At 39.1% G+C, this 14,731-nt stretch carries 11 protein-coding genes; all 11 read right to left on the reverse strand.

From position 1 onward, the window contains the following. Positions 1 to 513 (reverse strand): hypothetical protein (locus K1X82_12160; GenBank protein MBX7182858.1); only part of this gene is annotated, 513 nt, incomplete at its 3' end. An 88-nt stretch (positions 514 to 601) separates the two neighbouring features. After that, a complete protein-coding gene (gene rny, locus K1X82_12165) occupies positions 602 to 2,143 on the reverse strand; it encodes a ribonuclease Y (GenBank protein ID MBX7182859.1) in 1,542 nt (513 codons plus the stop codon). A 59-nt stretch (positions 2,144 to 2,202) separates the two neighbouring features. Then, a complete protein-coding gene (locus K1X82_12170; protein ID MBX7182860.1) occupies positions 2,203 to 2,514 on the reverse strand; it encodes a cell division protein ZapA in 312 nt (103 codons plus the stop codon). A gap of 14 nt (positions 2,515 to 2,528) precedes the next feature. Further along, entirely contained in the window at positions 2,529 to 2,807 is a 279-nt protein-coding gene (zapB, locus tag K1X82_12175; GenBank protein ID MBX7182861.1) for a cell division protein ZapB, read from the reverse strand. Positions 2,808 to 3,324: 517 nt separating this feature from the next. Then, on the reverse strand, positions 3,325 to 5,310 hold the full coding sequence (locus tag K1X82_12180; protein MBX7182862.1) for a TonB-dependent receptor plug domain-containing protein: 1,986 nt from the start codon (positions 5,308 to 5,310) through the stop codon (positions 3,325 to 3,327). Position 5,311: 1 nt separating this feature from the next. Then, complete coding sequence (locus K1X82_12185) at positions 5,312 to 5,872, reverse strand: YfiR family protein (GenBank protein MBX7182863.1); 561 nt, start codon at positions 5,870 to 5,872, stop codon at positions 5,312 to 5,314. Positions 5,873 to 6,016: 144 nt separating this feature from the next. Continuing rightward, positions 6,017 to 9,052 carry a DUF2723 domain-containing protein gene (locus K1X82_12190; protein ID MBX7182864.1) on the reverse strand — a complete coding sequence of 1,012 codons (3,036 nt, stop codon included), beginning with the start codon at positions 9,050 to 9,052 and terminating at the stop codon, positions 6,017 to 6,019. A 67-nt stretch (positions 9,053 to 9,119) separates the two neighbouring features. Further along, positions 9,120 to 10,547 carry a TolC family protein gene (locus tag K1X82_12195; protein MBX7182865.1) on the reverse strand — a complete coding sequence of 476 codons (1,428 nt, stop codon included), beginning with the start codon at positions 10,545 to 10,547 and terminating at the stop codon, positions 9,120 to 9,122. Positions 10,548 to 11,019: 472 nt separating this feature from the next. Further along, positions 11,020 to 11,361 carry a phage holin family protein gene (locus K1X82_12200; protein ID MBX7182866.1) on the reverse strand — a complete coding sequence of 114 codons (342 nt, stop codon included), beginning with the start codon at positions 11,359 to 11,361 and terminating at the stop codon, positions 11,020 to 11,022. 10 nt (positions 11,362 to 11,371) lie between these two features. Further along, positions 11,372 to 13,981 carry a valine--tRNA ligase gene (locus K1X82_12205; GenBank protein MBX7182867.1) on the reverse strand — a complete coding sequence of 870 codons (2,610 nt, stop codon included), beginning with the start codon at positions 13,979 to 13,981 and terminating at the stop codon, positions 11,372 to 11,374. 423 nt (positions 13,982 to 14,404) lie between these two features. After that, a partial coding sequence (locus K1X82_12210; GenBank protein ID MBX7182868.1) for a VIT1/CCC1 transporter family protein occupies positions 14,405 to 14,731 on the reverse strand: 327 nt, incomplete at its 5' end.

Raw genomic sequence — 14,731 nt, forward strand, 5'->3', positions numbered from 1 at the left:
ACCTACATTGTAAAATACACCTTGTTTTACGAGTATATCGGATGGGTAAATATCGAAAACCAGGCCAAAACCCAGGCTAGAGAATACCTGTTTACTTAACTGAACGGAAACTATTCCCTGTACCGGAAAATTGAATGAAATGGTTCGGTAATCAATAAAAGTAGTAAGGTTGTTGGTGTCAACTACTTTCATGGAATAAACGCGTCTAGTGTAGTTTAATCCGGCTTCCATAGAAAGTAATTTGGTAAAACTTCGGCGTATCACCGCACCGGCTGAATAAGATATTTTTGGATTAATAGTGAAGTTGACTCCTGCCGTATCGAAAGGAATGCTTCCATTTCCAAAAGTTTTACTGGGGAAAATGGGACGAATGGAGAGTCCACCGGTAATGGATTTGTAAGGGTTTAAATCTTGTCCTTGCGGATTGTTTTGCTGGTCTTGTGCATTGGCAAAACAAAACCAACCACTTAACAAGGTTATGGATAAAATCCTATGGAAAATGGTTGGTTTCATTGAATATTTCCTGTAAAATTAATTTTTGGAAGGAAATTAACTTACTAAATTATTCCAAAAATTTCAATTGTAGGCTAGGAGGGAGGTGCTACTTAGCTGTACCAACGGCCCTGTATTCGCGAATTACAACCACTTTTACCTGTCCGGGATAGGTCATTTCATTTTCTATTTTCTGAGAAATATCAAATGCTAACATACCGGCTTGCTGATCGCTCACTTTTTCACTTTCTACAATTACTCTTAATTCTCTACCGGCCTGGATGGCGAAGGCTTTGTTTACACCGGGATAAGTAATAGCTAAATCTTCCAGGTCTTTAATTCGTTTGGAATATGCTTCTGCAATTTCGCGGCGTGCACCCGGGCGAGCCCCGGAAATGGCATCGCAGATTTGGATGATTGGAGAAATGTCGAATTTCATTTCCATTTCATCGTGGTGAGCACCAATGGCGTTTACAATTTCAGGTCTTTCGTTGTATTTCTCGGCTAATTGTGCTCCGTAGATTGCATGAGGAATGCCATTGTCTTCTTCGGAAACTTTTCCGATATCATGCAATAATCCGGCGCGTTTGGCAGCTTTGGCATTCATACCCAATTCACCTGCCATTACCATACATAAATTGGCAACTTCGCGGCTGTGTTGTAATAGGTTTTGTCCATAGGATGACCGGTATTTCATCCGACCAACCATTCGAATGAGTTCATTGTGTAATCCATGAATTCCCAAGTCGATGCAAGTGCGTTTTCCGGTTTCAAAAATTTCATCTTCCAGTTTTTTTCTGGTTTTTTCAACAATTTCTTCGATTCTGGCCGGGTGAATACGTCCATCGGAAACCAATTGGTGTAAAGAAAGTCGGGCAATTTCTCTTCTTACCGGATCGAAGCAACTGAGTATGATAGCTTCCGGGGTGTCATCAACAATAATTGAAACTCCGGTTTCTTCTTCAATTTTACGTATGTTTCTACCTTCACGACCAATGATACGGCCTTTAATTTCATCGTTTTCAATATTAAAAACGGTTACTGCATTTTCAACGGCACTTTCATGAGCAACCCGTTGCATGGTTTCCACAATAATCTTTTTCGCTTGTTTGTCGGCAGCTATTTTGGCATCATCCATTACCTCTTTGGTAAACTGCATGGCCTTTGTTCTGGCTTCATTTTTCAATGATTCCACCAATTCCGACATGGCTTGGTCTTTGGATATTCCGGCAACTTTTTCAAGAACTTCCACTTGTTTGTGGTGAAGTTTTTCCAGTTCTTCATTTTTGCGCTTGTTGGCTTCGATTTGTTGAGCTAGTTGTTCCTTGTGTCGGTCGTAATCTTGTTCTTTTTTCCTTACTTCTTCCAGCCTTTGATTTAAGTTTCCCTCTTTTTGCTTAATGCGATTTTCGGCTTGGGATATTTGGGAGTTTTTTTCTGCAATGGTTTTTTCGTGCTCCGATTTAAGTTGAAGGAATTTTTCCTTTGCCTGAAGCATTTTTTCCTTTTTAACTACTTCACCTTCTGCTTCCGCATCTTTTAAAATTTGGGCAGCTTTACCGTTAAGGGCTTTTTTCTGATAAACAATGGTTCCGGCAACACCGGCAATGGCAGCGATTAGAGCAATTACTAAATAAATTAAAATGGTCATTTTTTTGCGGTTAAACTATTGGTTTAGGCCGCAGCATGACAATTTCAACATTAAGAATTTCAAGAGGCTAGAGCTTGGGAAAGTTTCTGATCAAGTTTCTTTAGCAAATCAATGGCTTCTGTATTGGCAACCTGTTGATTGCTTTCGGTTTCCTTCTTTCCATTTCCGGTATATTGCATCTCCAGAGCGAGTTGCAAGGATGTCATGGCTAATAAATCCTGATAATCCCTTCCCGGATACCTTCCTTCATACACAAAGAGCTTCTCATCAATAAGCGATTGAGCGGATTTTACTTTCTGCTCTTCACTGCTATCAATGGTTAAAGGATAGCTCCTGTTTCCTATATTCACCTGTTTCTGAACTGGTGGCATGAATGCTGGGTAGTTTAGTTGGATAAAACTGCTAATGCTTGATCAATCTCTTTTACAATTCCGTCTATTGTTTTCTTAATGCTTTCGGTGTCAGCCTTGGCAAAATTTTCGGGTGCGCCGGAATGAACAGAATGTTGTACTATTCCTTCAGATTCTAATTGAGCATTCTTTTCTCTAAGGGTTTGATTCTCAGAAGTTAAAGAAGAATTTTCCTTCTTCAAAGCTTCTAACTTTTCTATCAATAGGTCTGTCTTTTGCTCAACGGCAGATAGCCAATCGTTCAGTTTTTCCATTGCGCAACAAAAATAGGCAAATCATTGAAAAAAGGAAGAAATAAGTTATTAAACCAAGGTATTTTATGAAATGATGCCATTCTTTCTTTGATTTTTTTTTGCAAAGTGCCAAATACCAATAGGTTAGACCTGCTTTAATTCTGAATTTTTATCCAAATTTTGGTTTGCCAAAACACTCCATTCGATTGAACCGATTATTTTTTTTAAAACTTTTATGCGGGCCCCCTCCGCCCAACATCCTATTGCTTATTCCCCCAAAAGCCTGCACGGGCGTTCGGGTCACGCTTTCGGCTGTAGTCCTCGGCCCACTTGGCTAACGCCGCGTGCGCCTGTGGGCTACTTGCCTCTATCGTTGCCCGAGGCGCAAACCCACCATTCAGCTTTTACTTACATTAGTTAGGGTCTGACGAAAAAGTCAGAAATGCATAATTGGACTAAGGCAGATTTGCTATCAAAAAAAATAGAATTGATATTCTGCCCTTATTCCCCCAATCCATTCTACCTAGGAGGGTTAGGTCTATTTCCAGTTAAACTGATAGCTCAACTTAATTATTATTTCTCTTCCGGGGCCAGGTAATGGACTATATCCGGAATTGTAGGCCTGTGGGAATTTAAAGTTTACTCCTAAAATATCGTAAACTCCTGCACCAATAGTTAAACCTTTGGTAAATGCATTGTTGTAATTCAAATAGGCATTCAACAACACACAAGGAGCATAAGAAGCATCACTTCCGTCCGGATTATAATAATAACGAGTACTATAGAATATCCCGGAAGGATTAAAATAAAAGTTTGGAATAATTTTAATGGATCCCTTAAGTTTAACAGTATGATTCGCAAAGGCCGGATAAGCAGAAATAGAAGAATCTGCGAATTGAAAAATGGGAACGTTACTTTTTAAGATGTTGTAATAGGAATAGGAAAGAGAAAGAAATCCAAAATTATCCTTGTATTTAAGTTCGGTTTCTACACCATACGTTCCTGATTTTGAAAAATTATAGAAATTTTCAGTCACACCATTTTGAAAATACGCAATGGAGTTCTTTACTTTCATATAATACAGGTTAGCATTCCACTGAAGTTTCTTGGCAATGGTTAAACCAACTTCTAACTCTCCCACATGAACTAATTCAGGTTTAATCGCCGGATTCACCTGCAAATTATAAATAGTAGGAGCTTTAAAGGCCATAGAATAGAGCAACTTAGCGTGGAAAACTCCAAAAATTCCGGTTAAAGCAGCCCTTGGAACTAAAACCGGTTCGAATAAATTATGCCAATTATACCTCAATCCTAAAACTCCGGAAATATGTTTTGTTTTAACCGATCCTTGAAGATATCCGGCTAAATTGATGTAATGAACAGAGGATTGGCCATTGGTAAACACCATGTAAGGATCCTTGGTCAAAAACCTGGAGTTGTCCTGGAAAATTTCGGCACCGGCCAATAAGTTGAAAACTTTCCAAGGTTGATAGTCGAGCAGCAAACGTCCGGAATATCGAGTGTTGAATACATTGGTATAATGGGTGGTATCACCATCTAATTCATTGGATGAATTCCATGGCTTTTGAGCTTTGAAATTAAAGCGAGGAATTATCTTGAACTTATCGTTTACTTTGATGTTGTATTGCAATCCTACTAAATGAGACTCGAAGTTAAAATCCAATGAGCGTTCGGTTACATTCACAACATAATTATCATAGATATACCTTACATCCAAACCTTTGTATTTTAAACCTACATTGGCATACATGTTTTTTATTTTAGAACTGTCAGCATAATCCAGATTGGTTACAGAATCTATCGGGATCAGCCTGTCACTCATGATACCTGAATTATAACTTAAACTGGCACTAAGATTTATTCCATTTTCAAATTGTTGGCCAAAACTGGCAGTTCCGTTGATTCTTCCAAAATGTCTTTCAAGCTGGCCATAGTTAAAATGAAGACTACCGCCTTTCAGTTCTTTACCCGTTTTCGTGATGATATTTATTACGGCCAAAGCTGCACTTCCACCATAAACCACTGAACCCGGTCCTCTGATAATTTCAATTCGTTCTATGTTTTCTATAGGATAATGCTGGGCGAATTGTAAATTGCCATAGCTGGTTTCTTGCAAGGCCTGACCATCAATGGTTAGCAACACTTTACTTTCATGTCCCCAATTTCCTCTAACTCCTAAACCGATAATATTATCCACATCCTGAGCAAAATCAAAACCCGGAACTAGCCGAATAATATCCATCAAATCTCTTGCACCGCTGTTTTTTAGTTCGTCAGCAGAAATTAGGGTAATAACCGCCGGACTTTCTCTTACGGTCAATTCCTTTTCACTAGCAACAGTTACTTTTACTTCCATTAGTTGTTGTAAAGAAAGTAATTCCGAATCCTTGTTTTTCAGAGAGTCCGGATTGTAATTCACCGGTATTTGCGCAAGGATAGGAGCAGGGAACAATCCGGAAAGGATTATTACAACAAAAAGCCAATATTTCTGAATGTTTTTCATTTTATTTGACTATTGTGCCTAAGACTAATAAGTCGGTTGCGATGTTCATTCCTTTGGAGGTTATGGTTTTTTCGTTTATCTCAAATCTTAAACGGTCATTATCTATGTAAAAATTGATATCACCCCCCTTCCTGGCATAACCTGTTTTCTCGGTGATAATTAAAATTGGTTTGCCTCCCGTAGCAGTAATTACTTTGTCAAATTGCTTCATTTGGGTGGCAGAAACAAAAATTAAATTGTATGCTCCAAAATTGCTTTCCGGTGTAAGCTTATCTATTTTGAATCCTAAAGTTCCCACCTTTTTACCCGGAGTTATAGTTTGTAGTTCTGAATAAACTACATCATTTCCTAAAATCCCAATGCTAACTACGTCCTTAGCAGCACTTGTAGGCCAATGGATGTATTTGGTAAAATGGTAAATAAACTTGGCATGTATTTTATAGTCTACCTCATTTTCTTGTGCAGCAGGTTTAAATCCAACCAATGGAAGACTAAAAAACAAGAGAAGGAGAATGCCCCTTAATCTGTTATTAAATATGGCTTTTGGGTAGAAATTTGCCATTAACCTTTATTACAGGATTAGGGCTTATACGTCAATAATAATAAAAGTTCCTAAAAAAAAATCGACGTATTCCCCTGGTTAAGAAATACGTCGATAAATAAGAGTTTTTACTAGATTTTATATCTTTTCTCTTAGATTAAAAGTTTAGGAGCCAATAAAGTTTCTTAATGGAGAGTTGGAAATTCTGTCTTGTAAAACTTTCAATTCTCTTTCAAAGGCATCGGCTTGATCGTTTTGTTTGTAAAACCTGGCCAATCTTGTTAATCTAACCAAAACATCCAGGGCCATTTTAGGATCTTCATCTGTTTTCTTCAACAGTTTCGCTTTTAATTCTAAGTAAAATTCCAAATCCTTTTTGTATTGATCGAATAGTTCCTGGTTTATTTTTTTACCTTTTTCAATATTACCGGCTTTGAAATAGGCATCAGAAAGTGCCATGGCGTTGTAGTTATAAGGAATTGAATTAGCCGGCATTTCTTCCAGACAACGATCTAATACTTTTAAAGCACTGTCTTTTTTACCCTCTAAACTTAAACTATTAGCTAGTCGAGCAAATAAGTTTCGGTAGTTTCCGCACATGCGTTCTGTTTCTGCTCCATGGTAAACTTCCGGTGCCTTCATGTTACCCCATTTGAATTTATTCATCATTAAGTCGTACACCTTGGCACTATTAATATAGCCCAATTGACCATCAAATGATTTCCGCAATACCGGAACTAACTTAAATGCAAACCCATCCATTTGGAAGTATTTTTCCAGTCCAATATAGTTTTCTCTGCCAACAGTAATGGCAAAATACACCGGACGTTTCCATTCATTATGGGCTAGAATATCCAAAATCATCAGGGAATTTCGGGTAATTGCATTGCCTTTTAACTCCCAAGTTAATACAGGTAATACTTCCTTTGCCATGCTTTTTTCTACTATTCCATTAGAAACCACCCGATTGGTATCAACCATTAAAGCTAATTTCTTGGTTGGAATGTAATTGTAATTCCCTACCGTGGTTGGAATGGTATATTCTGAACCGTCTTTGGCAACAAATTCATCAATAATCCACTTAACATCCCGATAATCTTTGAATTTTTCATAAACCGGCAATTGCAAACGAGTTTCACCTCTTAATTGATCTTCCTTTAATGAAAAAGGTAAAGCATCACTATCATAGGCTTTTCTACGCATTTGATTGATGTACCAATCCGTGTTTAATAAACTTAAATTAACTACCCTTACATCGGTTCTAACGCCTTCCACATCCTGGGCATACCACAATGGGAAGGTATCATTATCTCCGTTGGTAAATAGAATAGCATTTTTATCGCAACTCTCCAGGTAATTAATTGCCAAATCTCTTGCTGCATAACGATTGCTTCGGTCATGATCATTCCAGCCTTCCTTGGCCATTAAACCCGGAGCTGATATAGCAATTAAACTGGCAGTAACAGCAGCAACCATAGGATTTAATTTGGACGACATCCAATCAAACATGGCAACCACTGCCAAACCTATCCATATCGAAAAAGCATAAAAGGATGCCGCATAGGCGTAATCCCTTTCCCTTGGTTGATATGGGTACTGATTCAAATAAACTACAATAGCCAATCCGGTTAAAATAAATAATAAACCTACCACTATGCTGTCGTTCCTATTCTTTAAATAGTGGTAAACCATTCCAATTAAGCCTAAAATCAAAGGAATGAAGTAGAATTTATTCTTGGCCTTATTCACATCCTGAATAACAGGTAGTTTATCTTGCGGACCTAACCTGGCATCATCAATAAATGAAAAGCCTGAAATCCAGTTTCCATCTGTAATATTTCCGTGTCCCTGAATGTCATTTTGCCTACCTGCAAAGTTCCACATGAAGTAACGCAGATACATATGGCCAATTTGATAGTTGAAAAAGTAACTTAGGTTCTGGCTAAAAGTTGGTTTTCTATCTCCTCGAATTCCTGCAACCTCCTTGTAAACCCTAATATGATTTTTGTCGGTACTGTACATCCTTGGAAAAAAACCGGAGTTCTTTTTATCATATTTGGCCACAGATTTATTTCCAACCTTAACATATTCTCCTTTTTTATCATCCTTGTAATAAATAGGAGCTCCATCTTCTCTTCCTTCCAGTTTGGCATTGTAATACTGACCGTAAAACAAAGGTCTGTCTCCATATTGCTCCCTGTTTAAATAACTCAACAAGGCAAATACATGTTCCGGATTGCTTTCATCCAATGGGGTATTGGCTTTGGAGCGGATAACCGTTTGGGCGTAAGAAGAATATCCAATCATTAAAAACACAAAACATAACAAGGTGGTATTCCATTCCGGCATATTCTTTTCTTTGGTCACTTTTAGCCCATAAATAACCAAACCAATAAGTACCAGGGCATAAATAACTACCCCGGTTCCAAACGGTAAACCAAATCCATTAACAAAAACAAGCTCAAACTTAGAGGCCAACCAAACAACACGCTGTATAATTCCGTATTGAACTACTACCAATAAACCCAGGGAGGCTAACGAGGCTTTAAATAATCCATACCAGGAAAATGGATACTTTTTAAAATAGTAAATAATCACTAAAGCAGGAATGGTCAATAAGTTCAATAAGTGAACCCCGATAGAACATCCCATTAAAAAGGCAATCAAAATTATCCAACGATCTGCATGAGGTTTATCGGCTGCATCTTCCCATTTTAACATGGCCCAAAATACCAAGGCTGTAAAAAACGAAGACATAGCATAAACCTCCCCTTCAACCGCACTAAACCAAAAACTATCTGAAAAAGTATAAGCCAGTCCGCCAACAATTCCGGAACCTAAAATGGCAATGGTTTTGGCCAGGCTGTAGTCATTTTCCGATTTTACCAATAACTTTTTAGCAAATGCAGTAATGCTCCAGAACAAAAACAAAATAGTAAATGAACTGGCCAAAGCACTCATGGTATTAATCCATTTGGCTACCTCAGCAGGGGAGGAGGCAATTAAAGAAAAGGTACGGGCAATAATCTGAAACATGGGAGCGCCCGGTTCGTGACCTACCATTAATTTATACGATGTGGAAATGTACTCTCCACAATCCCACCAGGAAGCAGTTTGTTCTATGGTTGATACATACACATAGGTAGCCAGTAACCACACTAACCAGCCTGTAACATTGTTGAGCAGCTTGTATTCTTTCATTAACTATACAATTGTATTAAAAAAGTTGGCGAATGTACATGAAAAGCCTCGATGTAAACAGAGGCGTTTATAATCCACTAATTCCTTTTTGATAAAGTTCCAATACTTTAAGTTTGAAAACTAAATCAAATTTGGAACGATATAAGTTTACCTCAGCCATGGCCAACCTGGATTTTGAATTGCTGTAATCCATTGCACTTAATGCCCCTGCATTGTATCGTTGTTCAGCATACCTGAAACTTTCTTTCGAGGCTGAAACAGCTTTGGTGCTGGCTTCATATTGCTTCAATGCAGCCTTGGCATCGGTATAGGCTTTTTGGATGTTTTGTTCCAGATTTTGCTTGCGAATAGAGGTAGTTAACTGGGCACTTTCTAATGCAATTTTGGCTCTGTTAATGCCCGTTCTGCTTTGCCTTTGATTGAAAATTGGGATGGTTAAGTTAAATGTAATGTTTTTGTTGATGTTATCGCTGAACTGTTTTCCAAATGGGGTGGTTCTGGTATCATAACTTATTTCAGGTGTAAAAACCGTATCGCCTCCGGAGGTTATTCCACTTGGTGTAAATCCGGTTATGGTTGGTGAACCTACCAACTCTTTGCTTAATCCGGAATATCCGGTACCAATACTTCCACTTAAGGATAAGTTTGGCGATGCAGTTCCCCTGGCAAGTGCTAATTGCGACTTGGCACTCAAGGTTTTTAATTCGGCACTTTTAATGTCGGGTTGAATCGCCACGGCAGATTGGAAAATTCCCTCTGCGGTAGATTGTAAAATGCTTTCTGCCGGTATTAAATTCTCCGGTTTTTCTATCAATAAATCAGCTTGCTCGGTATAATTCATTAATTGGGTCAAATACAAATAAGCCATGGTAACCTGATTCTCGGCCGCTATTACATTGTAATCTTCATTGGCTAATTGACTCTCTATATCGTATTGGTTGCCTATGGCTAATGAACCGGCCTCTACCAATTTCATGGTTCTTTCCTTTTGAGCCAGGGTAATTTCCCTTTGTTTCTTAGAGTTGGTCAAAACTTCTTCAGCCAACAAAATAGAGAGGTAAGCATTGGCCACATTTAAAGCAATGTCTTGTTTTATTTTCTCAACATCCAATTTGCTGGCCTCAAAATCATAATTCCCTTGCCTAATCAGGTTTTGTTGCTGCAAACCATTGAATAAAGTAACCTGACTGCTTAAATAAAAGTTGTTGGAACGTACGGTGCTGTTGGCAAATTGGTTGGTAAAAGGGTCAATCCTTCGTCCAATGTTATAAGCATGCGATGCAAACCCATTCAAATTAGGAGCCATGTTCCAGTAATTCTGATTCTTGGTTAATTCCATATTCTTGGAGTTTAACTGGCTTTGGGCAATGTTGAGGTTGTGCTGGATGGCATATTCAATGCATTGCTGCAAATTCCAAACTTTGTTTTGCGCCTGTGCTCCAAAACTCCAAACTCCTAAAACTCCAACTAATAAAAAGGAAAGAAAATAATTCAAGTGGTAAAATTTTGACAAAAATACATCTTTAGGTTTCCCTTGTGAACGGTGTATCGGAATGATGCAGTAGATATTAGGTGCCTTCAAGTTTAAGTATCAGTTAATCAATGGATTAGTACATAAAATTTGCTTGCATATTTATGATTTTTTAACCCCCAATTACCAACTTAATTCCTTACCGGGGCCTACTAGATACCGCATCGGATCGGGTTAGAGATAAAGCCAATAGGTAGCGCCTCGGGCAACGATAGAGGCAAGTAGCCCACAGGACACCGACGGCGTTAGCCTAGGGGGACGAGGACTACAGCCGATAGCGTGACCCGAACGCCATGCACATTTCTTTGGATTTAGCAAATAAACAATGAGGCGGAGGGGGCCCGCATACCAAGAATTTAGAACATCATCAATTCCTCCTTCCTGCTTTTTATAAAACCCTGCTTCGTTGTTGATGCAATGCTAAAACCTTTGTTGTCTAATCTTCTGAAGCCCAGCCTCCTAAAATGGCATTCACAATGGACAATACGATACTGAAAAACAAGGCCGACCAAAATCCACTGACATGGAATCCATCTACTAGTTTGGAAGCAAGTAAAATAATTATCGCATTGATAACCAACAAAAACAAACCCAGGGTGAAAAAAGTAACAGGAAAAGATAAAAGTACCAAAACCGGTTTTAGAAATACATTCAACAGGGCTAAAACGACTGCAACCACCAATGCAGTTGAAAGGCCATCTATTTTTACCCCAGGCATTAAATAACCTGTAACCAGCACCGAAAGGGCACTTAAAACAATTTGGATAATAAATTTCATAACACCTATCTTATATTGCTGCAATTTGTTGCTCTAAGGAGCTGATTTTTGCCTCGGTATCTTCCTTCTTTTGCCTTTCCATTTGTAAAACTTCGGGCTTGGCATTTTGTACAAAACGCTCATTGGCCAGTTTATTAAGCACCGAATTCAAAAATCCACGGGCATAGGCCAATTCCTGTTCAAGTTTCTTTTTCTCGGCAGCCATATCAATCTTTCCGGTCAAGGGTACGCCATACTCTGTTCCCTTAATTACAAAGGTGGATGCATTGTTGCCTGTAACACTATTGCTAACAATCTCATCCAAGTTGGCGAGCTTCTTAATGATGGGGAAAAAGGCCGATAAATCACTCTCTCCTTTAATATGTAAACTCAAGCCTTCCTTGGGCGAAATCCCTTTTTCATTCCGAATGTTTCTAATTTGACTTATCAAACCTTTTACCAATTCAAAATTTTCTTCCATTCCGGAAGGTGAAACAAACATGGTTGGCATTCTCGATACCGTTACACAATCCAATTCGCCTCTTTCCTTAATTAAGTGATAAATTTCCTCGGTAATAAATGGCATAAACGGATGTAAAACCTTCATTAACATTTCCAAAAAGTTCAAGGTCTTGTCATACGTGGCTCTGTCAATCGGCTCCTGATAACCGGGTTTAATCATTTCCAAATACCAAGAACAGAAATCGTCCCAAATCAATTTGTAAATGATCATCAAGGCATCTGATAATTTATACTGGCTAAACTTATCTTCAATTTCAGCAATGGCAGAATCCAATCGTTCTTCAAACCAGCGAATCGGAATGGTGTTTTGGTACACAGCATCGTTCTTCACCTCCCAGGACTGTATTAAGCGATAGGCATTCCAGATTTTATTGCAAAAATTCCGTCCTTGCTCTACCTGACTTTCATCAAATAGAATATCATTTCCGGCAGGTGAACACAACAACATTCCCATTCTTACCCCGTCTGCACCAAACTTATCAATTAAATCCAATGGATCCGGACTATTGCCCAGCGATTTGCTCATTTTTCTTCCCAGCTTATCCCTAACAATACCGGTTAAATAAACATTGGTAAAAGGTAATTGTCCTCTGTATTCATACCCGGCAATAATCATTCTTGCCACCCAGAAAAATAATATTTCCGGTGCTGTTACCAAATCATTGGTAGGGTAGTAGTATTTAATTTCAGCATTCTCCGGATCTTTAAATCCATCAAATACTGAAATGGGCCATAACCAGGAACTAAACCAGGTGTCAACCACATCTTCGTCCTGCTTAATCTCTTCCGGACTTCCGGTAAATCCGCGGTTTTCAAATTTCCTGATGGCTTCTTCCTTGGTTTTAGCCACTACATAACTTCCATCCGGTGTATACCAGGCCGGAATTTGTTGTCCCCACCACAATTGCCGACTAATACACCAATCTTTTACATTTTCCATCCAATACCGATAGGTGTTCACAAACTTGGCCGGATGAAATTTAATGTTTCCATTAACTACATTCTCCAAAGCAGGTTTTACCAATCCTTCCATCCTTACAAACCACTGAAGCGATAAGCGGGGTTCAATCACTTCATCCGTCCGCTCCGAACATCCTACCTTGTTAGCAATTTCTTCCACCTTAACCAGGTAGTCTTTTTCTTCCAGTTCAACCGCAATTTTCTTCCTAACCGCAAACCTGTCTTCGCCTACATACAATTGGGCTTTCTCGTTTAAAGTGGCATTCGCGTTAAAAATATCAATGGTTTCCAGGTTATGCTTTTTACCCAATTCGTAGTCGTTTACGTCATGTGCCGGGGTTACTTTCAAAGCTCCGGTACCAAATTCCTGGTCTACATATTCATCGGCAATAATTGGAATGGAACGGTTAATTAATGGAACCAAGGCCTTTTTCCCAACCAGGGCACGGTAGCGTTCATCTTCCGGATGCACGCAAATAGCAGTATCCCCTAAAATAGTTTCCGGACGGGTGGTGGCAATCGTAATAGAACCGCTTCCATCTTCCAGCGCATATTGCAAATGATACAATTTCGACCGAACTTCTTTATGATAAACCTCCTCATCACTAACAGCAGTTAATGCCTTAGGATCCCAGTTTACCATGCGGTAGCCACGGTAAATTAAGTCTTTGTTATAGAGGTCAATAAATACATCAATTACAGCCTCCGAAAGCAAAGGTTCCATGGTAAATCGGGTTCTGTCCCAATCGCAACTGGCACCCAATTTTTCCAATTGTTTGAGAATAATCCCTCCATATTTTTCTTTCCAGGCCCAGGCATGATCCAAAAAAGCTTCCCGGCTTAAATCAGATTTTTTTATACCCTTTTCTCGCAATAAATTTACAACTTTAGCCTCTGTGGCAATGCTGGCATGATCGGTTCCGGGCACCCAACACGCATTTTTACCTTGCATCCGGGCTCTTCTAACAAGCACATCTTGTATGGTATTGTTCAACATATGTCCCATGTGCAGCACCCCGGTTACATTCGGAGGTGGAATCACAATGGTATAAGGTTCCCGCTCATCAGGTACACTTTTGAAAAACTTCTTAGATTCCCAGTATTTGTACCATTTATCTTCAACAGATTTGGGGTCGTATGTTTTAGCTAATTCACTCATAATAGTAAGGGGGGCAAAGATAGTTGGCGCAGTCGTTTCACCAACGTGGATTTTAGTTCATTTTTAATTTTTATGCGGGCCCCCTCCGCCTAAAACGTTTAATGTTTCTTAATCGGCAATGGTGCAAGGCGTTCGGGTCACGCTTTCGGCAGTAGTCCTCGTCACATTTGCTAACGCTGCATGTGCCTGTGGGCTACTTTCCTCAATCGTTGCCCGGGGTGCAAGCCCTACCTTGTTTGCACGGTACCAACAGATACACCATCCTGAATTTCTGTGAAATAATGGTTCTTTCCATTCCGGCAATTCCTAAACGTTTATCCGGTTTAGTTAATTAATTACGGAATGGAAATGGTCAGGGTAACTCTTTATACCTAAGCCATTCAAAATGGGATAATTAATCCAATTGACTTGAATTAGTTGGTTTTAAACATTTACCCCAAAAACATATCCAACCAAGGCCGACAAAACCATGGCAATAGTTCCCCAAACAGTAATCCTCAAAATGGCTTTTTTTATACTTGAACCGCCTGTTTTGGCTGAAGTTATTCCCAATATTACTAGGAATAAAATGGTGAAGCCATACAACCAATATTCCAAACCATTCACAGGAGCCAGTAAAACCACCGACAGGGGTAAAACACCACCTACAGTAAAGGAGGCGCCTGATGCCAGGGCTGCCTGAATGGGATTGGCCTGGCTTATTTCATTAATTCCCAATTCATCCCGAATATGACTTCCTAATGCATCTTT

It is taken from the genome of Bacteroidia bacterium (assembly GCA_019695265.1).
Classification (GTDB): Bacteria; Bacteroidota; Bacteroidia; order JAIBAJ01; family JAIBAJ01; genus JAIBAJ01.

What these genes read in the sequence shown, in the direction of transcription:
- K1X82_12190 (MBX7182864.1), bottom strand. Translation starts at nt 9,052, where the DNA reads ATGAAAGAATACAAGCTGCTCAACAATGTTACAGGCTGGTTAGTGTGG.
- zapB (MBX7182861.1), bottom strand. Translation starts at nt 2,807, where the DNA reads ATGGAAAAACTGAACGATTGGCTATCTGCCGTTGAGCAAAAGACAGAC.
- K1X82_12170 (MBX7182860.1), bottom strand. Translation starts at nt 2,514, where the DNA reads ATGCCACCAGTTCAGAAACAGGTGAATATAGGAAACAGGAGCTATCCT.
- rny (MBX7182859.1), bottom strand. Translation starts at nt 2,143, where the DNA reads ATGACCATTTTAATTTATTTAGTAATTGCTCTAATCGCTGCCATTGCC.
- K1X82_12205 (MBX7182867.1), bottom strand. Translation starts at nt 13,981, where the DNA reads ATGAGTGAATTAGCTAAAACATACGACCCCAAATCTGTTGAAGATAAA.
- K1X82_12180 (MBX7182862.1), bottom strand. Translation starts at nt 5,310, where the DNA reads ATGAAAAACATTCAGAAATATTGGCTTTTTGTTGTAATAATCCTTTCC.
- K1X82_12185 (MBX7182863.1), bottom strand. Translation starts at nt 5,872, where the DNA reads ATGGCAAATTTCTACCCAAAAGCCATATTTAATAACAGATTAAGGGGC.
- K1X82_12200 (MBX7182866.1), bottom strand. Translation starts at nt 11,361, where the DNA reads ATGAAATTTATTATCCAAATTGTTTTAAGTGCCCTTTCGGTGCTGGTT.